22 protein-coding genes are annotated in these 26933 nt (G+C 34.1%); 11 read left to right on the forward strand and 11 right to left on the reverse strand.

Annotated elements, in window-relative coordinates; genetic code table 11:
• Positions 1-12: 12 nt before the first annotated feature.
• Positions 13-564 carry a hypothetical protein gene (locus tag IR010_RS10570; RefSeq protein ID WP_194603623.1) on the forward strand — a complete coding sequence of 184 codons (552 nt, stop codon included), beginning with the start codon at positions 13-15 and terminating at the stop codon, positions 562-564.
• 97 nt (positions 565-661) lie between these two features.
• On the opposite strand, the gene IR010_RS10575 is transcribed toward IR010_RS10570, so the two are convergent.
• The 4 genes from IR010_RS10575 to IR010_RS10590 form a co-directional block, all read right to left on the reverse strand.
• Positions 662-1549 carry a type IX secretion system membrane protein PorP/SprF gene (locus tag IR010_RS10575; RefSeq protein WP_194568801.1) on the reverse strand — a complete coding sequence of 296 codons (888 nt, stop codon included), beginning with the start codon at positions 1547-1549 and terminating at the stop codon, positions 662-664.
• 23 nt (positions 1550-1572) lie between these two features.
• On the reverse strand, positions 1573-6696 hold the full coding sequence (locus tag IR010_RS10580) for a gliding motility-associated C-terminal domain-containing protein (RefSeq protein ID WP_194603626.1): 5124 nt from the start codon (positions 6694-6696) through the stop codon (positions 1573-1575).
• 507 nt (positions 6697-7203) lie between these two features.
• Positions 7204-8265 carry a helix-turn-helix domain-containing protein gene (locus IR010_RS10585; RefSeq protein WP_194603629.1) on the reverse strand — a complete coding sequence of 354 codons (1062 nt, stop codon included), beginning with the start codon at positions 8263-8265 and terminating at the stop codon, positions 7204-7206.
• Positions 8266-8280: 15 nt separating this feature from the next.
• Positions 8281-9339 (reverse strand): helix-turn-helix domain-containing protein, encoded by a 1059-nt coding sequence (locus tag IR010_RS10590; RefSeq protein WP_194568807.1) that lies wholly within the window; start codon positions 9337-9339, stop codon positions 8281-8283.
• A 201-nt stretch (positions 9340-9540) separates the two neighbouring features.
• Between IR010_RS10590 and IR010_RS10595 the strand changes: the two genes are divergently transcribed.
• Together IR010_RS10595 and purE are read left to right on the forward strand one after the other, a co-directional pair.
• Positions 9541-10695, forward strand: coding sequence for a 5-(carboxyamino)imidazole ribonucleotide synthase (locus IR010_RS10595; protein WP_194603632.1), 1155 nt, complete (start codon positions 9541-9543; stop codon positions 10693-10695).
• A 103-nt stretch (positions 10696-10798) separates the two neighbouring features.
• The gene (gene purE / locus IR010_RS10600) at positions 10799-11281 is read left to right on the forward strand and encodes a 5-(carboxyamino)imidazole ribonucleotide mutase (RefSeq protein ID WP_192187054.1); all 483 of its coding nucleotides are present in this window, start codon (positions 10799-10801) and stop codon (positions 11279-11281) included.
• Between the two features lie 65 nt (positions 11282-11346).
• Here the strand turns inward: purE and IR010_RS10605 are convergent, their stop codons facing one another.
• The gene (locus IR010_RS10605; protein WP_194603635.1) at positions 11347-12015 is read right to left on the reverse strand and encodes a hypothetical protein; all 669 of its coding nucleotides are present in this window, start codon (positions 12013-12015) and stop codon (positions 11347-11349) included.
• A 223-nt stretch (positions 12016-12238) separates the two neighbouring features.
• On the opposite strand from IR010_RS10605, the gene IR010_RS10610 reads away from it, so the two are divergent.
• Both IR010_RS10610 and IR010_RS10615 read left to right on the forward strand, forming a co-directional pair.
• Positions 12239-14266: a M3 family metallopeptidase gene (locus IR010_RS10610; RefSeq protein WP_194603637.1), complete on the forward strand. Its 2028-nt coding sequence runs from the start codon at positions 12239-12241 to the stop codon at positions 14264-14266.
• Positions 14267-14402: 136 nt separating this feature from the next.
• Positions 14403-15062: a vancomycin high temperature exclusion protein gene (locus IR010_RS10615; RefSeq protein ID WP_194603640.1), complete on the forward strand. Its 660-nt coding sequence runs from the start codon at positions 14403-14405 to the stop codon at positions 15060-15062.
• Between the two features lie 42 nt (positions 15063-15104).
• On the opposite strand, the gene IR010_RS10620 is transcribed toward IR010_RS10615, so the two are convergent.
• The 5 genes from IR010_RS10620 to IR010_RS20220 all read right to left on the reverse strand — a co-directional run bounded on the left by IR010_RS10620 (position 15105) and on the right by IR010_RS20220 (position 18389).
• Positions 15105-15827, reverse strand: coding sequence for a hypothetical protein (locus tag IR010_RS10620; RefSeq protein WP_194603641.1), 723 nt, complete (start codon positions 15825-15827; stop codon positions 15105-15107).
• Positions 15828-15946: 119 nt separating this feature from the next.
• A complete protein-coding gene (locus IR010_RS10625) occupies positions 15947-16657 on the reverse strand; it encodes a hypothetical protein (protein WP_194568820.1) in 711 nt (236 codons plus the stop codon).
• Between the two features lie 311 nt (positions 16658-16968).
• Positions 16969-17454, reverse strand: coding sequence for a putative adhesin (locus IR010_RS10630; RefSeq protein WP_194603643.1), 486 nt, complete (start codon positions 17452-17454; stop codon positions 16969-16971).
• A 135-nt stretch (positions 17455-17589) separates the two neighbouring features.
• Positions 17590-18216 carry a helix-turn-helix transcriptional regulator gene (locus IR010_RS10635; protein WP_255526338.1) on the reverse strand — a complete coding sequence of 209 codons (627 nt, stop codon included), beginning with the start codon at positions 18214-18216 and terminating at the stop codon, positions 17590-17592.
• Positions 18217-18257: 41 nt separating this feature from the next.
• Entirely contained in the window at positions 18258-18389 is a 132-nt protein-coding gene (locus IR010_RS20220) for a hypothetical protein (protein ID WP_255350757.1), read from the reverse strand.
• A 423-nt stretch (positions 18390-18812) separates the two neighbouring features.
• On the opposite strand from IR010_RS20220, the gene IR010_RS10640 reads away from it, so the two are divergent.
• The 5 genes from IR010_RS10640 to IR010_RS10660 all read left to right on the forward strand — a co-directional run bounded on the left by IR010_RS10640 (position 18813) and on the right by IR010_RS10660 (position 22545).
• Positions 18813-19316: a GbsR/MarR family transcriptional regulator gene (locus IR010_RS10640; RefSeq protein ID WP_029272008.1), complete on the forward strand. Its 504-nt coding sequence runs from the start codon at positions 18813-18815 to the stop codon at positions 19314-19316.
• A gap of 61 nt (positions 19317-19377) precedes the next feature.
• The gene (locus tag IR010_RS10645; RefSeq protein ID WP_194603647.1) at positions 19378-20115 is read left to right on the forward strand and encodes a YqjF family protein; all 738 of its coding nucleotides are present in this window, start codon (positions 19378-19380) and stop codon (positions 20113-20115) included.
• A gap of 30 nt (positions 20116-20145) precedes the next feature.
• Positions 20146-20964, forward strand: coding sequence for a hypothetical protein (locus IR010_RS10650; RefSeq protein ID WP_194568828.1), 819 nt, complete (start codon positions 20146-20148; stop codon positions 20962-20964).
• Between the two features lie 61 nt (positions 20965-21025).
• Complete coding sequence (locus tag IR010_RS10655) at positions 21026-21931, forward strand: TIGR01777 family oxidoreductase (protein WP_194568830.1); 906 nt, start codon at positions 21026-21028, stop codon at positions 21929-21931.
• 158 nt (positions 21932-22089) lie between these two features.
• On the forward strand, positions 22090-22545 hold the full coding sequence (locus IR010_RS10660; protein WP_194603650.1) for an SRPBCC family protein: 456 nt from the start codon (positions 22090-22092) through the stop codon (positions 22543-22545).
• Between the two features lie 417 nt (positions 22546-22962).
• Here IR010_RS10660 and IR010_RS10665 read toward each other — a convergent pair whose 3' ends face one another.
• Positions 22963-23769: a hypothetical protein gene (locus IR010_RS10665; RefSeq protein ID WP_194603653.1), complete on the reverse strand. Its 807-nt coding sequence runs from the start codon at positions 23767-23769 to the stop codon at positions 22963-22965.
• 135 nt (positions 23770-23904) lie between these two features.
• Between IR010_RS10665 and gcvP the strand changes: the two genes are divergently transcribed.
• Positions 23905-26754 carry an aminomethyl-transferring glycine dehydrogenase gene (gene gcvP, locus IR010_RS10670; RefSeq protein ID WP_194603656.1) on the forward strand — a complete coding sequence of 950 codons (2850 nt, stop codon included), beginning with the start codon at positions 23905-23907 and terminating at the stop codon, positions 26752-26754.
• The last annotated feature ends 179 nt before the right edge of the window (positions 26755-26933 follow it).

Genomic DNA, 26933 nt, shown 5'->3' on the forward strand with positions numbered 1-26933 from the left:
AATTCAAAAAAAATGCTTTCGGAATTGGACAAAAAATTGGATTACGTTAATGCTTGTAGAGAAAGCCGGCTAAAGGCAGCAGAAGATGTTTTAGACGATTCGTCTCTATTTAATGAATTAGTATTAATTTCTTTTTCTCCGTCGAATAAAAACCATCATAGAGCGTGTTGGATTTTAGAATTTATATCCTATGAAGAGCTTTCTTGGTTCCAACCTCATCTTGATTTTTTCTGTTCTAATTTAAAAATTTTGAAAGATGAAAGTGCCATAAGACCCATTGCAAAAGTGATACAGCTTTTAGTAAAATCACACTATAGAAAAGACGAAAACAGTATTTTACTATCTGAAAAAAACCTTCAAGATTGTATTGAAGCCTCTTTTGACTGGCTGATAAACGATGTAAAAGTGGCTACAAAAGCCTATTCAATCAGAACTTTATATATTTTAGGAAATCATTTCGATTGGATTCATCCAGAACTGCAAGTTATTTTAAACAAAGATTATGCACATCATTCAGCCGCGTACAAAGCAGTTGCAAAAGAAGTTTTGAAGAAAATAGAATAGTTATAAAATCAAAAAAGGACATCTGTAGGCAGATGTCCTCTTTTCACTACTCAAAAAATAAAACTAAGCTTCACTTAAATTCTTATAATGGGGGTTATTAAAATTTGAAGCGAAGAAAAAATTCGTTCGAGTTTTTGGAGCTTGCTAATACTTTACCAGTATTGGCTTCATAAGCATATCCAAAAGTTAAATGCTTGCTGATTGTTAAACCTGCGATTCCTGCATAAGCATTGTCGATTCTGTAACTTCCTCCAATTTCAAAAAATTCATCAATTTGAAGCATCACATTCAGATCTACAGAAAGTGGCGCGCCATTCACGTATCTCATCATAAATGATGGTTTTAAAACTAACGGTGTTGTTGTTTCAAAATCGAAATCGTAACCACTGCTTAAATAAACGTGAGGTCTGTCTGTTGCAACCGCTGCGTAACCGTCTTTGTTTTTTGCACGTTCTGTATTTAATATTCTTGGGACAGAAAGGGATACAAAATATTTATCATTTTTCAATAAAGCTCCAACTCCTACGTTTGGATTAAATTGATTGATATTTGCCAAAGCAGGATCCGACTGTGGCACATAAGTCTGCAAACCAGAAGTATTTACGTTGTAAAAATTTCCGCCAGCTTTTATACCTAAATACAAATTAGTAAGTGCTCCTACTTGTAGTTTGTATGAAAGATCAATTCCTACTTGCGTTTGTTTTTCGATAAAAGTTTTATCGTAAACCATAGAAACACCTAATCCTAAATTACTTCCTACAGATGTTCCGAAAGACACAGCTTGCGTTTCTGGAGCATTTTCAATTCCTGTCCATTGCTTGCGGAAAGTAGTTGACAAAAGTGTTTCGCCATCTACACCTGCATAAGCTGGATTTACAACATTCATTTGGTATCGGTATGTTGTAAGCATCGTTTCTTGCTGGGCAAAAAGCATACTACTAAAAAGTAGTAATGCTCCAGCCAATATATTTTTAATTATTTTCATTTCTAAAATTTTATTTTTTACAATTACCTGTTAATGTATATCCAACCTTGTTTGTCGATCGATCCATTTCCATCTAAATCAATTTGATAGAAATATGAACTTGCTGCAGGTAAAGTACTATTACTTCCTTTTGAATGTCCATCCCAATCATTTTGGTAATTTCTGGCAGTAAATACCTCAGCTCCCCAACGGTTGAAAACACGGACTACAGAACTAGGATAATTTTCGATATTAGAAATAACCCAAGTATCATTAATACCATCTCCATTTGGAGTAAAGGCTTCAGAAATATTCATTTGATCTTTATCACAAGCATCTCCAAGACCATTATTATTACGATCTTCTTGATAAGGATTTGCAGTAATTGGACAGTTATCAGAAGTATCTAAAATTCCGTCATTGTCATCATCAACATCACAATTGTCTAAAATTCCGTCATTATCATTATCACCGAAACTATTTTTAACCGTTACTGTTGCGCTAGCAGTTGCTTTATTACCGTTTTTATCTGTAACGGTTAAAACCACTGTATTAACTCCAGTATTTGTACAATTAAAAGAAAGCTTACTAAGAGTAACCGTTGCAATACCACAGTTATCAGAACTTCCATTGTTAATTTGGTTCGCTGTGATAGAAGCATTTCCTGCATCATCCAGCTCAACGCTAATGTTGTTTGTTTTAACTGTCGGAAGAATAATATCTTGAACTGTTACTGTTGCAGTTCCAGTAGCTATATTTCCGTTAACATCTGTAACTCTAAGAGTAACCTGATTTGCTCCTACATTGTTACAGCTAAAAGTGCTTGGAATAACTGTTACAGTTGCAATTCCGCAATTATCTGAACTTCCGTTGTTAATTTGAGCGGCAGTGATGGAAACATTTCCTGCTGCATCAAGCTGAACTGTTAGATTTTTAGTTAAAACAGTTGGTAAAACTTTATCCTGAACCGTTACTGTTGATGTACGAGAAGAAGTATTTCCGTTTGCATCTGTAGCCGTTAGGGTAACTGTATTAGCTCCAACATTCGCACAAGTAAATGTTGATGGAGAAACCGATAAAGTTAAAGTACCGCAAGAAGCTGTAGAACTATTGTCAACATCAGAAGCTGTAATGGTTACGCTTCCTGAAGCATTAAGCTGCACTGAAGCATTTTTTACTAAAACTGTCGGTGCAATTTTGTTTTCAACATTTACTATTGCTGTTGCAGATGAAGTGTTTCCACTAGCATCTGTAGCTGTTAAAGTCACTGTATTATTTCCAATGTTTGCACAAGTGAAAGTATTTGGAGAAACAGTTAAAGTTGTTATTGCACAATTATCAGATGAATTGTTATTTACATCAGAAGCTAAAATTGAAACATTTCCAGATGCATTAAGCTGCACTATAATGTCTTTTGTTAAAACTGCTGGCGCAATCTTATCTTCAACAGTTACTGTAGCTTGCGCTGAAGCAACATTTCCATGAATATCTGTCACTTTTAAAGTAACTGTATTGGCTCCAACATTGGCACAAGTAAATGAAGTTTTATCTAATTCAATTGTATTAATTCCACAATTGTCTGTTGAACCATTATCAATATTTGAAACCAAAATTGTTGCATTTCCTGTTGTATCAAGCTGCGCTGTAAAATCTTTTGCTATTACGGTTGGCAACACATTATCTGTCACAGTTACTGTTTGCGTTACTGGAGCTGCTGCATTTCCGTTAGCATCAGTTACATTCCAAGTAATAGTCGTAGTTCCTAGAGGATAAACATCTGTAAGTAATTTTGCATCGTTTCTTGCTCCTGTTGGATTTCCAACTGTACAATTATCTGTAGCTGTTGCAGAAACTGAAACCACTGCACCGCAGATACCTGCATCAGAATTTACAGTTTGATCTCCGTTTGAAGCAATTACTGGAATTTCATTATCTATTACCGTTATGGTTTGCGTTACTGGAGCTGCTGCATTTCCATTAGCATCTGTAACATCCCAAGTGATTGTTGTAGTACCAACTGGATAAACATCTGTAAGCAATTTTGCATCGTTTCTTGCTCCTGCTGGAGTTCCAACTGTACAATTATCTGTAGCAGATGCTGAAACAACTACAGTTGCTCCGCAAGAATTGGCATCAATATTTACACTTTGATCTCCGTTTGAAACAATTACTGGAACTTCATTATCTGTTACCGTTATAGTTTGCGTTACTTGAGCTGCTGCATTTCCATTAGCATCTGTAACATCCCAAGTGATTGTTGTAGTACCAACTGGATAAACATCTGTAAGTAATTTTGCATCGTTTCTTACTCCGCTTGGTGTTCCAACTGTACAATTATCTGTTGCTGTTGCTGAAACAACTACAGTTGCTCCGCAAGAATTGGCATCAACATTTACATTTTGATCTCCGTTTGAAGCAATTACTGGAATTTCATTATCTGTTACCGTTATGGTTTGTGTTACTGGAACTGCTGCATTTCCATTAGCATCTGTTACATCCCAAGTGATTGTTGTAGTACCAACTGGATAAACATCTGTAAGCAATTTTGCATCGTTTCTTGCTCCTGTGGGCGTTGCAACTGTACAATTATCAGTCGCTGTTGCAGAAACTGAAACCATTGCACCACAGTTTCCTGCATCAGTATTTACTGTTTGATCTCCGTTTGAAGCAATTACTGGAATTTCATTATCTGTTACCGTTATGGTTTGAGTTACTGGAACTGCTGCATTTCCATTAGCATCTGTTACATCCCAAGTGATTGTTGTAGTACCAACTGGATAAACATCTGTAAGCAATTTTGCATCGTTTCTTGCTCCTGTTGGCGTTGCAACTGTACAATTATCAGTCGCTGTTGCAGAAACTGAAACCATTGCACCGCAGTTGCCTGAATCAGTATTTACTGTTTGATCTCCGTTTGAAGCAATTACCGGAATTTCATTATCTGTTACCGTTATGGTTTGAGTTACTGGAGCTGCTGCATTTCCATTAGCATCTGTTACATCCCAAGTGATTGTTGTAGTACCAACTGGATAAACATCTGTAAGCAATTTTGCATCATTTCTTGCTCCTGTTGGAGTTCCAACTGTACAATTATCTGTAGCAGATGCTGAAACAACTACAGTTGCTCCGCAAGAATTGGCATCAACATTTACATTTTGATCTCCGTTTGAAGCAATTACTGGAATTTCATTATCTGTTACCGTTATGATTTGAGTTACTGGAGCTGCTGCATTTCCATTAGCATCTGTTACATCCCAAGTGATTGTTGTAGTACCAACTGGATAAACATCTGTAAGCAATTTTGCATCGTTTCTTGCTCCTGTTGGCGTTCCAACTGTACAATTATCTGTAGCAGATGCTGAAACAACTACAGTTGCTCCGCAAGAATTGGCATCAACATTTACATTTTGATCTCCGTTTGAAGCAATTACAGGAATTTCGATATCTTCAACTGTTATTGTTGCATTTACAGTCGATACATTTCCGTTATTATCCGTAACAAATAAAACAACATTATGCGTACCTAAATCAGTACAAGAATAGGTTATAGAACTTGTTTCAGATCCGGATACCGGTCCATAACTAGCTTGAATAGCCAATCTTTTTGGAGTTCCACCACAAGGATCTAGAAAAGTAAGATTATCTGCGGTAATAGTAGCACTAGATTGTCCTAACAAAAAACTTTCAGCGTTAGGTACACTGTAGAAAGAGTTACAAAAACCCAAAGCGTAATTACCACAGCTTCCTGATGGCGTTCCATAACTGGCAAAATCAACCTTAGTAAAAACACTAGATGATGCTGCTGTAAGCGTTAAATCGCTTCCTTCGTTAACCATATCGCAAACTGTTCCTACAGATCCAGAAGCAATTGCATAACTGCTAATTCCGCAATTGTCTGTACTTCCATTATTTAGTTGAGTTGCGTTTACGGTTACACTTCCATTAACATCTAATTGAACTGTTATATTTTTTGCAATTGCAGTTGGTTTTACATTATCAGTAGCAATAATTGTAAACGAAGCTGTTGTAGGAATACTATTTGCATCCGTTATTGTTACATTGTATGTTCCAACTCCAAGATTTGAAGCAGTATCAGTCGTACTAACATTTGGTGACCACGCATATGTATAAGGCCCAGTACTTCCATCTACAGCAACAGAAAGTGCTCCTGTTAAATCACCACTACATAAAACATTTGCAGTTTGAGATATGGATGCTGAGTAAAGAGATGTTATTATTACTTGACCATTCATTTTCAAAGCAGTGTCAGTGGCTCCATCAATTCCTGAATTATTTATCTGATTAGAACCAGAATTGTAACTATACGCCGCTTGTGGCCCTGTCGATGCATCATACGAACCAAAAGTATTACCGCCTTGATAACCACCTCCTGCGCCACCACATGTGTAATAATCTCCTGCGCCACCGCCGCCAAATCCACCGTGTGACAATAACTGGCCATACCTGCAATCACCTCCAATAGCTCCATTTAAAAAAGACTGCCCACCAGTGCTAACATTCCCATCCTCGCCATTTAGATTAAATCCACCGCCAGCACTGCTTGCTATAGCTCCATTTGCTGTAGTAGTTCCTTGAATTGAAGGGTCACCAAATATTGATGTTCCCCCAGGGTGTAATCTCACATTATAGTTTCCAGCTCCGTCACTTCCTGCTCCACCTGCAGCAACTAACAAAGGACTATTCCCCGTAAGGAGAACTACAAATGAACCTCCTCCTCCTCCAGACCCTTCCCAATCGGTTCCATTTAATCCGTATTGTCCTACAGCAATTTTCAAGACTGTGCCTGCCGTCAATGAAAACTCACCGTATATATCTGCTCCTGTACCAAACTCATTAGTGCTCTGTTGTCCTCCAGAAGCACCAACTGCTTGAATGGAGTACTTTCCAGTAACAGGTACAACCCATTCTTGATACCCCTGAGTGTTAACAGTAACTGCTCCGGCAAGTGTCGTTGCTGTATAAGCAGTAGTAACTTGAGACTGTGTTGGACCAAAACGTCCGGTTGCTCCAGCACTTGTAAATGTATAAACTGTTTGCGAAAAAGATACTAACGGAAATAGCAACGCTAACATCGCAAGTATCATATATTTTTTTATTGGCAAATTTTCTATAGAAATCTTTGACCAATAATTTGTCTTTTTTTTCATTAATTGTTTGGTTATTAATTAGTATTACCTTATCCCTAGCTGTTGATAAACAGCAATAAAAATCCTGTCCAATTTGTCAGTAACAATGGACATTTAATCGTCTTTCGACAATTTTTTTTAACTGGAAGGAAAATTAAAAACTGCTGGAAATATCTTTTTGCACTATCTAATATGCAAATTCGAATAAGGAGTTTTTTGAAAGTTGCGAAATACATTCGCGAAGTAAAGTAGTTTTATTATCATATTGGTTGGTTTAAGATTACCGAACAAAATTATATCGAAATCCAAACCTCGAATAGCCCATTCGGACACATCGATAGCCCGAAACGACCAACAATATTCACGATATAAAAAAGGCTGTGCAAAACTTGTTAAAACACATAACTAAACCATTAAAAAACAACAACTTAAAAACAAAAACAGGTATAAATACGGTGTTTATAAAGTCACCAAAAAAAATGTGATTTAGGATTGAAAAAATCAAGAAAAGAAAGAATTTTACAGCGATTAAAGCCGTATTTCTGAAGGCATTTTTCCAAAACGCTTTTTAAAATTTGCTGTAAACTTGCTAGAACTTTTATAACCGGTCGCTAAGGCAATATTTTTTATCTGCAGATCTGTATTTTGAATCATGTGCATAGCCAAAAGCAATTTCTTTTCTTTATGGTATTGCATCATCGAAACACCATGAACAGATTTGAAAGTTAATTTGAGTTTTGTTGGCGACATATCAACCTTTTGCGCAATAAATTCTATTCCTAAAAAAGAATCTGTTATGGTATCGAGAAGCAGTTTCTCAGCTTTTGCAATTTTGCGATAATCTGGAGTATCAATTGGCAGATAATTTCCTTCGCGCTGCGCTAGAAACGCATTTTTAAAAAAAGTAGAAACCAACTGAAAGGCATTCGTCTTTAAAATTGATTTACTAAAAAAATCATGCTTATTGTTTTCTAAATTGGTCAAGATTTCTTTTGATAATTCTGCAGCATTCGGCACAATATTCTGATACGTAATAAATCCGTTATCTGAATTTAGGAATTTCTTAATATGATTATCTGCTGGAAGCGTTTCGAAAGAAAAGTTGCGTTCTGCCCAATCTTTGCTAAAAGCAAACAAGTAAAATTCGCAAATCGATTCTTTATAAAAGTAAGCACCAACTGGTGTTCCTGGCTTTTTAAAACCCCAATATTTACTTGAAAAAGGTGTTTTATCTGCAAATGTATTTTGCAGTTTCACTTCGCTTTCAAAAACCGAAAAGGTAAGGGTATAATAATCGCTCGGAAAATCTTCATCATAAACTGCTTTTAGCATTACATTTTTCTTAAAAGTAATACTCGTAACAATAATCCAGAAGCCTTCTTCGATTTCGCGATAGCGCATCACGCCTTTAGAAAAGGGATTATTTCTGTAAACTGCCTGTTCTTCTTCAACATGATTTACTGAAGGAGAATTTACAATACTTTTAACAATAACTTGCGGAGAATTAGATAAATATGGCAATTCAAAAAAGCCGTCTCTATAAAAATTGATATTCTCTTTTATGAATTTAACCCATTTTCCTACGTGCATATACTAGTATCAAATTTAATTCTCTCTAAAAACCGAAGGCAATGCTCCAAATCTCTTTTTAAATGCAGCAGTAAACTTGCTTGCACTTTCAAAACCAGTAATTGCAGCAATAATTTGAATTTCGATTTCGGAATTTTGAATCAATTGTTTGGCCAAAAGCATATTTTTTTCTTTATGATATTGCAGCATCGAAAATCCAAAAACAGTTTTAAAGTTATTTTTTAATTTCGTAGCAGAAGTATTTACTGCATCGGCTATTTTATCAATACCTAAAAAAGAAACATGTAAATTATGGAGAATCATTTTCTCTGCTTTGGCGACATTTGCATAATCTAAATTAGTCAGTGAGATGTTATCTTCAATACGGCTGTCTTCAAAAGAATTATCAAAAAAAGCTGCAATTAATTTCAGGCAGTTTTTCCTTAATTCTGGCGTTGTAAGTTCGATTTGATCATCAGACTCTAAAATCTTTGATATTTTTTTAGACAAGACATGCGCCTTTGGAGCGATGTCCAGCCAAGTATAAAATCCTTTTTGTGAATTAAAAAAATTCTCTAAAACGCTTTTTTTACAAAATTTATCCGATTTAATATTTTTCTCTACCCACTCTTTATTCATGGCAATATTAAAAAACTTACCTTTTGTTCCTTTATAAAAATAAGTTGCAACTTCAGTATCGGGTTTATAAAATGTCCAACATGTACTCAGCAGGACTATATCCTCAGAATCTTTTACAGGAAATCGATACTCAAAAACTGAAAACGACAAAATATAATAATCCTTGCTATGATCTTGTGTATAAGTGGCTTTGGCAAGAATATTTTCATTAACTTCCAAATTGCTTTCCAAAATCCAAAAACCATCTTCAATAGTTCTGTAACGCATCGTTCCCCTCCAAAAAGCATTATCTGTAATAATGATTTGCTTTACCGGATTATGTTTCGCAATAGGCAGTTTAATCAAGCTGTCTAGCATGACCTGAGGCGAATTTGATAGATAAGGAAGTTCGAAAAAATCATCTTTTAAAAGAAAAAGATATTTCTGAATATGGTTGGCCCAATTGTTTGTGGTCATGTACTTACAAATTCTGTAATAGTTGAAAATCAAGTATCAAACCTACACATTTTGCGGCTATCAATCAAAATTTAATAACCAATAATTTAACATTTAACTTATAGTTTCAAATAATTGAAAATTCAGAAATAAAAGCAATTCAATACACAATAAATTGGCATTTCTATTTTATCAAGTATCTTTGCAAAAACACAACACAAAATGAATTATTTTTCTTCTGATTTTAAATTAGGAATATTAGGCGGCGGACAATTGGGTAAAATGCTTTTGTCTGACACCAGAAAATTTGACATACAAACTTATGTTTTAGATCCGAGTGATAAAGCTCCGAGCAAAATTGCCTGCAATAAATTCTTTCAGGGCGATTTGATGGATTATGAAACGGTTTACAATTTTGGAAAACAAGTCGATGTTTTGACTTTTGAAATCGAATTGGTAAATCTTGAAGCTTTGACGCAATTAGAAAATGAAGGCGTAAAAGTGTACCCATCTCCAAAAACCTTAAAAGGAATTCAGAATAAAGGAACTCAAAAAGATTTTTATACGGAAAGCAATATTCCGACCGCTGCATATTTACGATTTGAAAGTCCGCTGCATTTGCAAAAATCAGTTGGAAATAATGAAATCACAATTCCGTTTGTATGGAAATGCACTGAATTTGGCTATGACGGAAATGGCGTAAAAGTTATTCGCCAAATTTCTGATATGGAAGATTTGCCACATGTTGAATGCATTGCAGAAACGATGGTTCCCTTCAAAAATGAATTGGCTGTAATAGTGGTAAGAAATCCATCTGGAGAAATAAAAACCTATCCGGTTGTAGAAATGGAATTTCATCCAGAAGCCAATCAAGTAGAATACGTAATCTGCCCTGCAAGAATCGACGAAAAAGTAGCCGAAAAAGCCAGAGCAATTGCTTTGAATGTTTCTGAAAAATTCAATCACGTTGGACTTTTGGCTGTTGAAATGTTCCAAACCCAAGAAGATGAAATTTTGGTAAATGAGGTTGCTCCTCGCCCGCATAATTCTGGACATTATTCTATTGAAGCCAGTTTTACTTCTCAATTCGAAAATCATTTGCGCGCTATTTTAGATCTTCCGTTAGGAAATACCGAAAGTAAAGTTGCCGGAGTTATGGTAAATTTAGTGGGCGCCGAAGGTTTTTCTGGAGATGTAGTTTACGAAAACATCGAAACTATTTTAGGATGGGATGGCGTTACACCTCATATTTACGGTAAAAAACAAACCCGTCCTTTCAGAAAAATGGGTCACGTTACGATTGTAAACGAAAATATGCAGGAAGCCAGACGAATCGCGGAGCAGGTTAAGAATACTATTAAAGTGATTTCTCAATAGTTTTCAGTTGCAGTCACAGTTTTCAGTTTTCGAAACTTGAAACTTGAAACTTGAAACCTGAAACCTGAAACCTGAAACAAAATATAACAAAACAAAAACACAAATGAGCAAAGTAGCCATTATAATGGGAAGCATCTCAGACATGCCAGTCATGCAGGATGCCATCGACATACTAAAACAATTCAATATCGAAGTTGAGGTTGATATCGTTTCGGCACACAGAACGCCGGAGAAATTATTCGATTTCAGTAAAAATGCACATACACGCGGAATTTCGGTAATTATTGCCGGAGCTGGAGGCGCTGCACATTTACCTGGAATGGTAGCTTCAATGTCACCGCTTCCTGTAATTGGAGTTCCTGTAAAATCTAGTAATTCTATTGATGGATGGGATTCGGTATTATCGATTCTTCAAATGCCGGGCGGCGTTCCGGTTGCAACAGTTGCTTTGAACGGAGCAAAAAATGCCGGAATCTTAGCAGCACAAATCATCGGAAGTCATGATAAAAAAGTACTTGATACCATTATTTCTTATAAAGAAGAATTGAAAGCAGCTGTTAATAAAGCGGCTGAAGGTCTGAAATAGTTTGCAGTTTTCAGTCACAGTTTTCAGTATAAACTGTGACTGAAAACCGCGACTAATAACTTAAATTATGCTACATCTTCAACTTCCTCCAAAACAGATTCAAATTCAGATTCCTCTATATCATCTTTATTGATCCAATTTTCCGAAGTAACCAAATTGTAATTTACGTTATCTTCTGTTGTCAATTCCCAAATAATACCTTCGGCTTCAGGAAAAGGGATATTTTGAGATATTTGATTTTCGAATAATCTCTTAATAAGGTTTCTATCAGACAAACCGTTGTTCAATAATTTAAGGACATTTTCGGCAGTCAGCTTTTGCGGTTCAATATCAGTTGGCGTCATCGAAAAATGAACAACTGACGCTTTTGCATTTGGAAATTTCCCATTGTAGGCTTTAAAAAGCAATTGATTGACATGAAATAAAGTCCCTTGCATGTGTATTTCTGGGTATTCTTCACACACTTTATCAATCAACATATTGTTCGATATTTGTTCAATCTGACCTTCACTCAATTGATCTCCTAGTTTATATCCTAAAACGATCTGAGCTGCTTCGTTAGGCTCGTAATCAGAAATAGCCATTTCTAATAATTCCGGCAAACTGCTTTTCTCTGCTGTTGCTCCATCCGGATAATTGAATTTCCCTAATAACTGAACAAAATCTTCATCAGACCAATATCCTTCTAATTCATTTATCGTATCTATATTCTTTATTACAACTTTATAATTCATCTTTTTTATTTTATAATTATGATCAGCATTTTATATTGCTAAATTCTATTTTCTCAATTTACGCTTTTAAAATTGCCCTCAGTAATAAATAACATATCTATAACACAATTTAAGAGGATTTTATGCTGAGAATCGATTTTGTTTAGATGATTAAATTTTTATAAATTGCTATCTTTGGAATTCAATAATTTCGACTTCAATTAATAAAAAAATTTATATCATAATGAGTGTCTTACTTTCAAAATTTATAACTAAACATAATACAGCACCTTTTTCTCAAATCAAGATCGAAGATTATATTCCTGCTTTTAAGGAAGGAATTGCTTTGGCAAAAGCTGAAATCGATACAATCGTAAACAATACAGAAGCTCCAACTTTTGAAAATACGGTTGTAGCAATGGATTTTTCAGGAGATATTTTAGATCGTCTTTCGAGTATTTTCTTCAATTTAAATTCGGCTGAAACCAATGACGAAATGCAAAAAATCGCTCAGGAAGTTTCGCCTTTACTTTCAGAATTTGGAAATGACATTACATTAAATGCCGCTTTGTTTGAGAAAATAAAAACGGTTTACGATCAAAAAGATACATTAAATCTGAATCTGGAGCAAACAACGCTTTTAGACAAAAAATACAAAAGTTTTTCTAGAAATGGAGCCAATTTGCCAGAAGACAAAAAAGATAAACTACGTGAAATCGACAAAGAATTATCTAAATTAAAATTACAATTTGAAGAAAATATTTTAGCAGAAACAAATGCCTTCGAATTGCATTTAACTGACGAAAAGGATTTATCAGGATTACCGGAAGGAACAATTGAAGCTGCAAGATTATTGGCGAAAAACCAAGAAAAAGAAGGCTGGATTTTTACTTTAGATCATCCAAGTTATGTTCCGTTTTTAACTTATGCTGACAATCGCGAATTAAGAAAAAAAATGGCAATTGCTTTTGGAGCAAGATCGTTTCAGAATAACGAATTCGACAATCAGGAAAATGTGTTGAAAATTGCTAAACTTCGTTTTGAAAGAGCAAATTTATTGGGCTACAAAACACATGCACATTTTGTTTTAGAAGAAAGAATGGCACAAAGTCCAGATAAAGTTTTCTCTTTCTTGAATGATTTGCTTGCAAAAGCAAAACCGGCAGCTCAAAAAGAATTTGCTGAATTAACTGCTTTCGCGAAAGAACTAGACGGAATTGAACAATTAGAAAAATGGGACGGCGCTTATTATTCTGAGAAATTAAAACAACAGCTTTTTAATTTAGACGACGAAAAACTAAAACCTTATTTTCAATTGGAAAAAGTTTTAGATGGCGCATTTACAGTTGCGAAAAAATTATACGGATTAACTTTTACTAAAGTTTTTGATATCGATAAATATCATGAAGAAGTTACCACTTACGAAGTAACGGATTCTGAGAACAATTTAGTGGCTATTTTCTACGCCGATTTCTTCCCAAGAAAAGGAAAAAGAAATGGCGCTTGGATGACTTCATTCAAACATCAATATAAAAAAGACGGTGTAAACGAAAGACCACACATTTCAAATGTCTGCAATTTTACAAAACCAACGGAAACAAAACCATCATTATTGACTTTTAATGAAGTAACGACTTTATTCCATGAATTTGGACATGGTCTACACGGAATGCTGGCGAATACAGTTTATCCAAGTTTATCTGGAACTTCCGTTTATTGGGATTTTGTAGAATTACCGAGTCAGATTATGGAAAACTGGTGTTACGAGCCAGAAGCTTTGGCTTTGTTTGCAAATCATTATGAAACGGGAGAAATTATTCCGATTGAATATGTACAGAAAATTAAAGAAAGTGCAAGTTTTCAAGAAGGTTTGGCAACATTGCGCCAGTTAAGTTTTGGACTTTTAGATATGGCTTGGCACGGACAAGATCCAACAAACATTACGGATTTAAAAGCTTTCGAAATCGAACAATTTGCCAACACACAATTGTATCCAGACGTAAAAGAAAATGCAATGAGTACGGCTTTTTCGCATATCTTCCAAGGCGGTTATTCTTCTGGATATTACAGTTACAAATGGGCTGAGGTTCTAGATGCTGATGCTTTTGAATATTTTCAGGAAAAAGGTATTTTCGATCATGAAGTAGCGACAAAATTCAAGGACAATGTGCTTTCAAAAGGAGGAACTGAACATCCAATGACTTTGTACAAACGTTTTAGAGGGCAAGAACCGAAACCAGAAGCTTTATTGAAGAGAGCGGGTCTTTTGTAGACTTTCTTAGATTTTTAGACTTCTTAGAATATTAGACAAAACCGAAGCATTTCTGTTTCGGTTTTTTTGTTTGATTTTGTCTGAAAATAAAATTGGCTATATTCGTAGATTAAATCTAATCTTACAAAAAATAATTTTGAAAAAATATTTTAAAATCCTCCTTTATCTTGCCATTATTGGATTAGTTGCAATTGTTTCTGTAAATTATTACGTAAAATCTTCGACCAAGAAATACATTCATTATTCACTTAAAAGATTCCCTAAAAATGATGTTGGAATTATTTTTGGTGCTGGAATCAAAGGAAATCAGCCAAGTAAATATTTAAAAGACCGTCTGGATGCTGGGATTTTTTTATGGAAAGCGAAACGCATTAACAAAATTTTACTTTCTGGAGATAACGGACGTGAAGAATATGATGAATTAACAGTAATGAAAAATTATTGCTTTAATCACGGAGTTGACACTACTAAAATATTTATCGACTACGCTGGCTTCGATACGTACTCGACAATGTATCGCGCAAAGCATATTTTCAAAATTAAAAAAGCAACATTAATCTCTCAAGAATATCACTTGAACCGGGCAATTTATATAGGGCAAAAACTCGGAATTAAATCGGTTGGATATTCTGCGAACTCAGGAGAATATTTAAGTTATCAATATGTCACTTTTAGAGAGTATGGTTCCATCTTTAAATCCTTTTTTGATGTCTTACGAAATCGGGAACCACGTTTTTTAGGAAATGAAATTAATATAAATGGTCGTTCTAACTATTCGAAAGAAGATAAACGATAAAAGAAAAATTTGAAGTAAAATTATTTTGCAGCTTCTAAAATATTAAGTAAGCAACAAAGCTTTTAAATCTGTACCCGCTGGATATTGTTTTCCCCAAACCTGTTTATCTGAGCTCCATCCGTTATTTATATCATAGGAAACTGTTCTAGAATTATCTTCACTTGCAGTTAAATCAACCAGTATTCCTGAATTTTCAGCATTAAGAATTACCGTGTTGTTTTCAATATCTTTACTGCTAAACATTAAAAATGCTTTATTAACGGGACTAACTTTAATAGTATTCCCGCCATAAGTATTAAAAACACAATTACCGTAATATTGCTCATCAGTGGTATTATAAATACAAAGTCCCGTTGAATATGGATTATTTGAATTATTTTGAATTAGTACATTATTAAGGTCATTATTACCATCAATGGTCACTTTGCCATAATTCTCTATTAACATTCTTTCGTTTAAATCGATTTTATAACTTGAGCCTGTTTTGGCTTTTTTGGATGCAGCCTGATTTTGTGCAGAAACAGCTTGAGGAATATATATGACTTGATTTTCTATTATATCACTTGTAGACAAATAGGCGCAAAGGTTATCTTCCCATTCGATCAAAACAGATTGCAAAAATCCTTTTATTACACTCCAGCATAAAGGTGTAAATAGCGAAGCATTATCAGTTTTAGAGGAAAGAAAACAACATAAGCTATAATTTCCTTTATTTAATACTTCTACAGTCTCTGGAGAAAAGTTAATTATTACTGAATTCTTCATTCGTTTATTTTTTAATTGACTGCATATTGACTAATATGAATTTCAGAATTCCATCTATTAATAAAGAATTACTCTTCATCAAAAAATTAATGAAGAGTAATTCAAACTACATAATTTTATTATGCATGTTTTTCAGTAAGCGCTTTTTCTTCTGTACTTGTACTTTCAATCAACATTGCCTGTAAATCTGCAAAAGCATCAAAGTTTTTCAACCATGTCCCCTTATCTGCGCTCCAGCCAGTGTTTGTATCATAATTAACTTCTCGTGAACTTACGGAAGTAAGGTCAATAAATGCACCCGCAGACATTGCTTTAGTAATAACAGTTGCAGTTTGGATTTCATCTGTAGAAAAAATCAATGCTATTTTAGTAATTGGCGTAATAACTCTTGAAGACCCGGCTCCCAAAATTGGAAATGCACACAAAATGTTTGATTTTCCATTTACTACTTGATTAATTCCAACTGTAAATCCCTGCGTATCTTGATTAAGAAAAGATACAGCACCATCAACACCACCTGTCGTAGAGCCTATATTACCTGAATCTTTTTCTATAGTTACTAATTCCCCTAAATCAGTTTCTATTGTATTACTTGCTTTAATTGTAACTTTAGGAGCAATTGTAGTAGTTGAATTGTATGCTTGAAACTCTTCTTCCCAAGTAATTTCAGTTTGTCCTAATAATTTTTCCTTTGGCAAATGAAACCAAACGGTTGGCGAACCACCTGCAGAAGCTGCTACTGATTTAAATCCGTATAAAGAGTATCCTAGACTTTTTAATTTTGCTACATCGTCTGGGCTAATATTGATTGTTGTTTTAAAAGTTGCCATAATTTATATATTTTGGTTATTTTTCCCTACTCATAAGCTTTTCAGGTTCCGCCTCACATTATTTCCTGAATGCGAACAGTTTGTTTTTGAAGTGGTTAAAATCTTCCACTAAAATGATTTTCATTTTTAATTTGCCTTAAATAGTTTATCCTGCAATTCATTATCAATCAAAATGTACTTTTAGTTTTAGTTGAGATAAAAATCTCATTTACAGTGTTGCGTTGAATTGTGTTTTAAAATACTCATGGCTTTTCTCATGTTTCTAATCTGCAGTATCAGTTCATGATTTTTTACTTATTTCTAATCTTTATCTATATAAGACTAGCTGTATTACCATCTACTTGGCTAGCGCATGCCGACCAGAATAATTTTAGTTTTTCACCTTTTGGTAAGATTTTTAAAGCCGCTAAGATTTTAGGGTCAGATTGAATTAATTCCGACAGTAAAGTAGTTTTACTCACAGTAACAACATTCTTTTTATCACCAATGGTTTTTTCTCCCCATGGGGCTAGATCTCCCAAATTATATAATGTAAGATTGGGAGCAGCTCCTCCTCCTCGATATATAGCGAAAGGAGCATCTACAATCTCTGGGCTTCCGCCATCATGATTTAACTTGATTTTGTCAATTTTTGTTTGGCTAATTAAAGCCGCCGCTAAATCAGTCATTAAAATATACCCAACCGGCGGTAAAAGATATAAATCAATATTTGCAGGAAGTGTTGTATTATTTACTCCGCCTGAATAACTGCCGTGACCTAAAAGAACGACGTCTTTATTTGTAACTTGTACACTCATAATTTTTTATTTAATAGGGTTAATAATTATTTTTTTAGATATTTAATTGCGCAATCGTAAATTCTAACAAGTCAAAATTATCAGTTTATTCTTTCTTTAATTTGTATAGAATGAGCTGCTTTTTATCAATTTGAATCATAGCTCTTTTCTTAATAAATCAACAAACGGGAATACGTTGTTGTAATCCTTGTATTTACTTGGAGAACAGTTAAAATTTTGTTTGAAAACACGCGAGAGATGAGAAATATCAAAAAAACCTGCAAGTGAGGCTGCTTCAGTAATTGATTTCTTTTCTAACATCAAGAGTTCTGCAGCGTATTGAAGTCTTATATCCCGCAATAATCGAATCGCAGGAAAACCAAATAAAGCTTTTGCCTTTCGATTAAGATTTGATGGGCTCATAAAAAGTTTATTTGACAAAATCTCAATAGAGAAAGCTTCGTTGTCAAGATTATCAATAATGATGACCAGCAGTTTTGCCAGCCATTTATATTCACTTATTAATTGAATGAGCTTATTAAAGCATTCATTGCTTAAGGGAATTTTCCAATCTTCTGGCTTAAACCCAGTAATCAAACCATTTTCACGATATGCTGAAGGAGAAAGACCAAACTCTTGTTTGAATTTACGACTGAAATTGGCCACTCCGCTAAAGCCACAATAAACAGCAGTTTCTTCAATAGAGTATTTATTTAAATTCAAAATATGCTTTGCCAGCTCCATCTTATAATACAAAATGAGTTTTCCTGGTGAAAAACTCATTTGATTTTGCATTTTACGATTAAGCTGTGCTTTGCTGATTTTTAATTGATCAGCCAGCTGTGAAACTCCAAAAGAAGAATCTGTTTTTTTTCTTGCATAATAGCATCAACTTCCTTTAAAAATTTTGAGTCAGAATAATATTCGTTTAAATCAAAAGTTCTTTTTTCCTTCATTGTTTAAAATCTTTAAATAATATTTTATTACATTAAATAAAGACGGACTCAGAAAGAGAAATGCAAAACAGAAAAACATTTGGAAGCTGCTAAAATTAGCATCGAATTAATCTCAAAAAGGATGTTTAATACTGTTTGGGGTCAGCATACTAGATCATGGTTTATATCTTTACCTAATCAAAGCTAGACGAACCATTCTTTTTAATGTAAGAAAATGTCACAAGATCAATATAAGATGGCATGAAAGCGATTAAATAAGTCATAAGATTTTTCTTAATCTATTTGTTGTAAAAAATCTACCAAAACTTACAAAGCAAAAGTTATCTTTTAATTATACAGTTCTTTAAAATCAAACTAAAAGCTTCAAAAAATAAACTTTCATTTATTTTTGAAAGTTTAAAAACTTTTACTTACATTTGGTTTATGGAATTCAAAGAAGCAAAAAATAAGTTTGTACAAACCTGGGGAGCATTAGGTTCTCAATGGGGAATTAATAAAACGATGGCACAGATCCACGCTTTATTAATGGTCTCAAACGATGCTGTTTCTATGGAAGATATTATGGAAGAATTACAAATTTCCCGCGGAAACGCCAGCATGAACCTAAGAGCTTTAATGGATTGGGGAATTGTCTATAAAGAATATAAAGCTGGAGAAAGAAGAGAATTTTTTACTGCCGAAAAAGATTTAGACGAATTAGCTGTAAAAATTTCAAGGGAACGAAGCAAAAGAGAAATCAAACCTGCGCTTAAAATCTTAAAAGAAGTTTCTACTATCGAAGCAAAAGATTCTGCAGAAGAAAAACACTTTGTAGATCAAACTACCAAATTGTATGATTTCGTTTTAAAAGCAGATAATATGTTGGACAAAATGACCGAATTCAACGAAAACTGGCTTGGTAAGCTGGTTTTAAAAATAATGAAATAAAAAAATTTGATCAAAACTTTCATTTTTTTCTGAAAGTTTAAAAATTTAAAAAACAACTCTTATGAACTTCTTAAAAGCAGAATGGAAAAACTTAGCACTTTTCAATTATGAAGTTGATGCTGAAATCTTAGAAAAATATCTTCCCGCAGGAACCGAAATTGACATTTGGAACAACAAATGTTACGTAAGCTTAGTTGGTTTTATGTTTAAAAACACCAAAGTCTTAGGATTGAAAGTGCCATTTCATGTCGATTTTGAAGAAGTCAATTTGAGATTCTACGTAAAACGTTTTGAAAATGGCGAATGGAAACGCGGTGTAGTTTTCATTAAAGAAATTGTCCCTAAAAAAGCGATCACATTTATTGCGAATACTTTGTATCAGGAACATTATGAAACTCAGAAAATGAGACATGAAATCATTGAGAATAAAAACACTAATACTTTTATTTACCAATGGAAAAATGATAAAAAGTGGAATACTATTCAACTGGAAACTACAAATGTTTTAAAAGAAATTGAAGTCGATTCTGAAGCTGAATTCATTACGGAACATTATTTTGGATATACCAAAATCGATGAAGAGACTACTTTTGAATATGAAGTTCAACATCCGAGATGGGAACAATTGGAAGTTTTAAATCACAATATTGAAATTGATTTCGAAAAAATTTATGGAAACGATTTTAGATTTCTTCAAGATGCAAAACCAACTTCAGTTTTCTTAGCAAAAGGTTCAAAAATTACAGTTAAGAATAAAAGAAAACTGCAATCAATTCCTGTTTTAGAAGAAATGTATTGATCAAATTATTAACCTTAAAAACCAAAAATCATGAAAACGCTCGAAAACCAAACCTTACTTTATGACGAAGATTGTCCGCTTTGCAGTTTATACACAACCGGCTTTGTAAAAAGCGGCATGCTTGACGAAAACGGAAGAAAATCTTATTGTCAACTTTCTGATGAAGAACAAAGTTTTGTAGACTTAAAACGAGCGCCAAATGAAATTGCGTTGATTAATAATAAAACAAAAACTGTCACGTACGGAGTTGACAGTTTGATAAAAGTGATTGGATTTTCTTTTCCAATAATTGAAAAAATCGCAACTCTAAAACCGATTCATTTTATCTTGAAAAAAATGTATTCTTTTGTTTCTTATAACCGAAAAGTAATCATTCCGGGAACTGTAAAAGAAGAAAACAAATTAGAATGCACGCCTGATTTCAATTACAAATACAGATTCCTTTTTATTGGATTTGCTTTAACTATTACGAGTTTGGTTTTATTTGGATATTCTAATCTGATTCTGATTTTACCAAAATCAAATATTACGAGAGAAATTATTTTGGCTTTTGGACAAATTGTTTTTCAAAGTCTGTTTCTTTTAAAATTCGATAAAAAAACCATAATCAATTATGCAGGAAATTTAATGACCGTTTCTTTAATGGGATCTTTGATTTTAGTTCCGATTTTGATTCTGAATCAGTTTATTAATCTTCCAGAAATGTTTATTTTAGGCTGGGTTGGAATTACGGTTTTCATTATGTGTGCAGAACATTTTAGAAGGGTAAAAGTTTTAAAACTTCCCTTTTATTTATCTTACACCTGGATTTTATATCGAATTCTTGCTTTGCTTTTTATTTTAAATTAATTTCTACAGAAACCTAACAGGTTTTTAAAACCTGTTAGGTTTAACCTGAAAAACTATCAAAATGAGTAAACTTATCATTGCCGCCGGAACTGGATTTTTAGGACAAGTTTTAATCCATCATTTCAAAAATAAATTTGAAGAAATTGTAATTCTGACCCGTGGAAAATCGCAGATAATTGACGGAATTAAATATGTAAACTGGAATGCCAGAACTTTTTCGGGCTGGGAAAAGGAATTGGAGAACGCAACGGTTTTAATAAATCTTGCCGGAAAATCTGTTGATTGTCGTTATACTAAAGAAAATAAAAAAGAGATTCTTTTATCTCGAATTGAAAGTACCAAAATTTTAAACAAAGCTATTTTAAATTGCCAAAATCCGCCGAAACATTGGCTGAATTCATCAACGGCAACTATTTATCGTTTTTCATTAGACAAACAAATGGATGAAATTGACGGCGAAATTGGAAATGATTTTTCTATAAATGTGGCACTTTCTTGGGAAAAAGCTTTCTTTAAAATCGAAACTCCAAAAACCGTAAAAACGGCTTTGCGAACTTCAATTGTTTTAGGGAAAGATGGCGGTGCTTTTATTCCGTTAAAGACTTTGGCAAAAATTGGTTTTGGAGGAAAACAGGGAAAAGGAAATCAATTTATAAGCTGGATTCATGAAGATGATTTTGCCAATGCAATTGATTTTATTATGGAAAAAGAACTTGGCGGAATCATCAATATCGTTTCACCAAAGCCAATTAGAAATGCTGATTTTATGCAGAGACTTAGAAAAGCAGTTGGTTTTCCTTTCGGAATTCCGACGAGTAAATTTTTTCTGGAAATTGGCTCTTTCTTTATTCGAACGGAAACTGAATTGGTTTTGAAAAGTAGAAATGTGATTCCGAAACGACTTTTGGAAAATGGGTTTCAGTTTAAGTTTGGAGATGTTGATGAAGCTTTTAAAGATTTAATTTAAGCACTATTTGTCATTTCGATCCCGAGGCTTCGGGAGAGAAATCACACTAGGAACTCGACAAAGATTGGCGATTCTCTTTGAGGAATTACTCTTGTGATTTCTCTCCCGAAGCCTCGGGATCGAAATGACAAGATTGCCATAAAACAAAATTAATCAATATGACAACTATAAACTTAATTACCAAAATAAACGCACCCAAACAAATCGTTTTTGATGCCTCAAGAAATATCGATATTCATCAACAATCTGCTAGTCCTACAAACGAAAAAGCAATTGCCGGCGTGACTTCTGGTTTGATCAATTTAAATGAAACGGTAACGTGGCGTGGCAAACATTTCGGATTTTACTTGACTCATAAAAGCAGAATTACTGCAATGAATTTTTATGATTATTTTGTGGATGAAATGGAGCAAGGCAAATTCAAATCTTTCAAACATGAACATTTTTTTGAAGAAGAAAATGGAATTACGATCATGAAAGATAAAATGCAATATGAAACTCCGTTTGGCATTTTCGGGAAATTATTTGATGTTTTATTTCTGAAAAAGCACTTAACGAATTTTCTTTTAGAAAGAAATAAAATTCTGAAACAAAGCTCTGAAAAACAGAATTAAAAATAAAGCTTTTGCTGAGCAAAAATAAAATGGATTAGTTGGATTTAAAACATTAGCAAGGGTTATTTTTCACGTAGATTTGGCAGATTTAGCAGATTTTTGAATCTAGTGACTTGCCTCCAGCTTTAGCTGGAGGAGAAATAAGGTTGAATACTGCTGGCTTTAGCCAAACTTTTCATTGGGCTAAAGCCAGATTTAGAGACACTTTAACCTACAGCTAAAGCTGGAGGCAATTCAAAAGTTAAACTTATTCAATGGTTTTAATTGTTTTCTTTTGGAATTGAATTTTCTTGTTTTTCGGTTTGCGTGAGGGATAGAAGCGGATAGCCCACAGCCTGACGAAGGAAGTGCGAGGACTTGGAGCGGATAGCCCGACCCGGAGGGGCACGCCCAAATTAAAGACGCAAATACCATTATTTATAAAAAAGCAATCATAAGCCACCAAAAAATGGGTACACTTTCGACCCAAAAGGAAGTGTAATATTTGGAGCGGTTTGTATTGGCGAACAGAATAAACAACATTAAAGTGACAACCATTATTAGATTGATAATAAGATCGTGAAGCGTAAAAGTTAAGATTCCTAAAACCCAAAACGGAACTAAAAGTGAAAATCCTAAAATCTTAGTTCGCTTTACGCCTATTGTCTGCGGAACGGTTTTTAAATGCGGATCGTCATTGGCTAAATCTAAAATTTCAAAAACCAGAATCAGTACAAAAACCAACACAAAACGTTGAATACATTTGATAAAAAAGTTAGCTGTAAACGGAATTTCGGCATTTATATAAGGCAACACCAAAGTTGCTCCTACCCAGCAAAGTGCTACAATATAAATTTTTACTCCAGCCCAATTTCTGGCATTTTTTCGATTTGGAAAAAATGGCAGAGTATAAAGTGCGGTTATCGCAAAAATTCCAACCGAAACGATTTGAGTAATCCGTTTTAAATGAAAAAAATAATAGCCGACTAAAAGCAGCGAAATAAAACTCAAAGCAGCAATAATTTTTAACTGATTTCCGATTGGTTTTTTCTTTAATCGAACCAAAGCATCATATTTAACAAAATTATACCCCACAATTGTTCCGAAAAAAACAAACAACGCCATTGACTCATCATATTGAAGATGAAAGAAATAAAAAGTAATACGCACCAACGCGTAACACGATAAAGCCACATGAATACTGCTATTCAGGTAAAAATCTAATATCTGCTTTAAAAGTTTCATTACTCAAATCTAATCAATTATTAACAAATCAACTCTTTAGTTGTAAATTTCATAAAAATTGAAGTTAAAAATGGCCGTTAAATTATTAATAATACTTAATTTTGCGCGACAAAAAAACAACACTATTACAACTATATGAAAACAGATGCTTTTGCTTTAAGACACATTGGTCCAAGAGAAACAGATCTTCAACACATGTTACAGACAATTGGAGTTGAATCGATCGAACAACTTGTTTACGAAACCCTTCCAGATGACATTCGTTTAAAAGCACCTTTAAATTTAGAGCCAGCGATGACGGAATACGAATTCGCAAATCATATTCAGGAATTAGGAAAGAAAAATAAAGTATTCAAATCGTACATTGGTTTGGGTTATCATCCAACTATTGTTCCTGCTCCAATTCAGAGAAATATCTTCGAAAATCCAGGATGGTACACTGCTTACACACCTTATCAGGCAGAAATTGCTCAAGGTCGTTTAGAAGCAATTTTAAATTTCCAAACTACTGTTATTGAGTTAACTGGAATGGAAATTGCCAATGCATCTTTATTAGATGAAGGTACTGCTGCTGCAGAAGCGATGGCTTTGTTATTTGATGTTCGTACCCGTGATCAAAAGAAAAATAATACCAATAAATTCTTCGTTTCTGAAGAAATTTTACCACAGACTTTATCAGTACTGCAAACACGCTCAACTCCAATTGGAATTGAATTAGTAGTTGGAAACCACGAAACTTTTGATTTTTCAAATGAGTATTTTGGAGCTATTTTACAATACCCGGGAAAATATGGTCAGGTAAACGATTACAGCGCTTTTGTTGCTAAAGCAAAAGAAAACGAAATTAAAGTAGCTTTTGCTGCTGATATTTTATCATTGGCCGCTTTAACTTCTCCGGGAGAAATGGGAGCTGCAGTAGTTGTTGGAACTTCACAGCGTTTTGGTGTCCCAATGGGTTACGGTGGTCCTCACGCTGCTTTTTTTGCAACGAAAGATGAGTACAAAAGATCTATGCCAGGCCGTATCATTGGAGTTTCTATTGATGTAAACGGGAACCGTGCTTTACGTATGGCTTTAGGAACTCGTGAGCAGCACATTAAACGTGAAAAAGCAACTTCAAATATATGTACCGCTCAGGTTTTATTAGCGGTTATGGCTGGAATGTATGCGGTTTACCACGGACCAAAAGGATTACAATATATTGCAAACAAAGTTCACGCATCGGCGGTTACTACTGCTGAAGCTTTAAATAAATTAGGCGTTTTCCAAACGAACACAGCTTTCTTTGATACTATTTTGGTAAAAGCTGATGCTCAAAAAGTAAAAGTTGTTGCGGAGAAAAACGAAGTAAACTTCTTTTATGTTGATGCTGATACTATTTCGATTTCATTAAACGAAACGACTTCAATTGCAGACATTAACCAAATTATTGCCATTTTTGCTGAAGCTTTAGTAAAAGAAGCTTTTACAGTTTCTGAATTAGCGACTGCAAGTCAATTACCTGCTTCATTAGAAAGAACATCTTCTTTCTTAACGCATGATGTTTTCAACAATCATCATTCAGAAAGTCAGATCATGCGTTACATCAAAAAATTAGAACGTAAAGATTTATCATTGAATCATTCGATGATTTCATTAGGTTCTTGTACGATGAAATTAAACGCAGCTTCTGAAATGTTGCCTTTATCAATGCCAAATTGGAACAGCATTCACCCGTTTGCACCAGTTGAGCAAGCTGAAGGTTATATTACGATGCTTAAAAAATTAGAAGAGCAATTAAATGTAATTACTGGATTTGCTGGAACAACTTTACAGCCTAACTCTGGAGCTCAAGGAGAATATGCAGGTTTAATGGCGATTCGTGCTTACCATTTATCAAGAAACGAAGGTCACCGTAATGTATGTTTAATTCCATCATCTGCGCACGGAACCAATCCTGCTTCTGCAGCAATGGCCGGAATGAAAATCATTGTGACTAAAACGACTCCAGAAGGAAATATTGATGTAGAAGATTTAAGAGAAAAAGCAATTGAGCATAAAGATGATTTATCTTGTTTAATGGTAACGTATCCTTCTACTCATGGAGTTTTCGAATCTTCAATTATTGAAATCACAAAATTAATCCACGACAATGGCGGATTAGTATATATGGATGGTGCTAATATGAATGCTCAAGTTGGATTAACAAATCCTGCTACAATTGGCGCTGACGTTTGTCACTTAAACTTACACAAAACATTCGCTATTCCTCACGGTGGCGGTGGACCTGGAGTTGGACCAATTTGTGTAAACGAAAAACTGGTTCCATTTTTACCAACAAATCCTATCTTAAAAGTAGGCGGTGATCAAGCTATTACAGCTATTTCATCTGCACCTTACGGATCTGCTTTAGTTTGTTTAATTTCTTACGGTTACATAACAATGATGGGTGCTGAAGGATTAAAAAGTGCTACAGAGCATGCGATTTTGAATGCTAACTATATGAAAGCTCGTTTTGAAGGTCATTACCCAATTCTTTATACTGGAGAATGTGGAAGAGCGGCTCACGAAATGATTTTGGATTGTCGTTCATTTAAAGAAAACGGAATTGAAGTTGGTGATATCGCGAAACGTTTAATGGATTACGGTTTCCACGCTCCTACGGTTTCTTTCCCTGTAGCAGGAACTTTAATGATCGAACCTACTGAATCTGAAGATTTAGCAGAGTTAGATCGTTTTTGTGACGCTCTTATTTCAATCAGAAAAGAGATTGAAGCCGCAACAGCTGATGATAAAAATAACGTATTGAAAAATGCACCTCATACATTGGCAATGTTAACTACAGATACTTGGAGTTTCCCTTATACTAGAGAAAAAGCAGCGTACCCATTAGAATATATTGCTGAAAATAAATTCTGGCCATCTGTTCGTCGTGTGGATGATGCATACGGTGACAGAAATTTAGTTTGCAGCTGTGCTCCTATTGAAGCTTACATGGAAAACTAAAAAAATAGTTTCTTATAAATATCAAAACCCGACAATTTTTATAACTTGTCGGGTTTTGTTTTTTTGTTCAGGTTTCAAGGTTTCAGGTTCTGGGTAACTTGAAACTTGAAACCTGAAACTTTTTTTCAAACTCCATCTTTATTTCAAACGTTTGAAATCTCGAAAAAATTAAAAAATCA

The organism is Flavobacterium sp. MR2016-29, from assembly GCF_015350695.1.
GTDB lineage: Bacteria > Bacteroidota > Bacteroidia > Flavobacteriales > Flavobacteriaceae > Flavobacterium.

Coding starts and splice junctions, on each gene's coding strand:
- IR010_RS10570 (WP_194603623.1), top strand. CDS start 13: ATGCTTTCGGAATTGGACAAAAAATTGGATTACGTTAATGCTTGTAGA.
- IR010_RS10575 (WP_194568801.1), bottom strand. CDS start 1,549: ATGAAAATAATTAAAAATATATTGGCTGGAGCATTACTACTTTTTAGT.
- IR010_RS10580 (WP_194603626.1), bottom strand. CDS start 6,696: ATGAAAAAAAAGACAAATTATTGGTCAAAGATTTCTATAGAAAATTTG.
- IR010_RS10585 (WP_194603629.1), bottom strand. CDS start 8,265: ATGCACGTAGGAAAATGGGTTAAATTCATAAAAGAGAATATCAATTTT.
- IR010_RS10590 (WP_194568807.1), bottom strand. CDS start 9,339: ATGACCACAAACAATTGGGCCAACCATATTCAGAAATATCTTTTTCTT.
- IR010_RS10595 (WP_194603632.1), top strand. CDS start 9,541: ATGAATTATTTTTCTTCTGATTTTAAATTAGGAATATTAGGCGGCGGA.
- purE (WP_192187054.1), top strand. CDS start 10,799: ATGAGCAAAGTAGCCATTATAATGGGAAGCATCTCAGACATGCCAGTC.
- IR010_RS10605 (WP_194603635.1), bottom strand. CDS start 12,015: ATGAATTATAAAGTTGTAATAAAGAATATAGATACGATAAATGAATTA.
- IR010_RS10610 (WP_194603637.1), top strand. CDS start 12,239: ATGAGTGTCTTACTTTCAAAATTTATAACTAAACATAATACAGCACCT.
- IR010_RS10620 (WP_194603641.1), bottom strand. CDS start 15,827: ATGAAGAATTCAGTAATAATTAACTTTTCTCCAGAGACTGTAGAAGTA.
- IR010_RS10625 (WP_194568820.1), bottom strand. CDS start 16,657: ATGGCAACTTTTAAAACAACAATCAATATTAGCCCAGACGATGTAGCA.
- IR010_RS10630 (WP_194603643.1), bottom strand. CDS start 17,454: ATGAGTGTACAAGTTACAAATAAAGACGTCGTTCTTTTAGGTCACGGC.
- IR010_RS10635 (WP_255526338.1), bottom strand. CDS start 18,216: ATGAGTTTTTCACCAGGAAAACTCATTTTGTATTATAAGATGGAGCTG.
- IR010_RS20220 (WP_255350757.1), bottom strand. CDS start 18,389: ATGAAGGAAAAAAGAACTTTTGATTTAAACGAATATTATTCTGACTCA.
- IR010_RS10640 (WP_029272008.1), top strand. CDS start 18,813: ATGGAATTCAAAGAAGCAAAAAATAAGTTTGTACAAACCTGGGGAGCA.
- IR010_RS10645 (WP_194603647.1), top strand. CDS start 19,378: ATGAACTTCTTAAAAGCAGAATGGAAAAACTTAGCACTTTTCAATTAT.
- IR010_RS10650 (WP_194568828.1), top strand. CDS start 20,146: ATGAAAACGCTCGAAAACCAAACCTTACTTTATGACGAAGATTGTCCG.
- IR010_RS10655 (WP_194568830.1), top strand. CDS start 21,026: ATGAGTAAACTTATCATTGCCGCCGGAACTGGATTTTTAGGACAAGTT.
- IR010_RS10660 (WP_194603650.1), top strand. CDS start 22,090: ATGACAACTATAAACTTAATTACCAAAATAAACGCACCCAAACAAATC.
- IR010_RS10665 (WP_194603653.1), bottom strand. CDS start 23,769: ATGAAACTTTTAAAGCAGATATTAGATTTTTACCTGAATAGCAGTATT.
- gcvP (WP_194603656.1), top strand. CDS start 23,905: ATGAAAACAGATGCTTTTGCTTTAAGACACATTGGTCCAAGAGAAACA.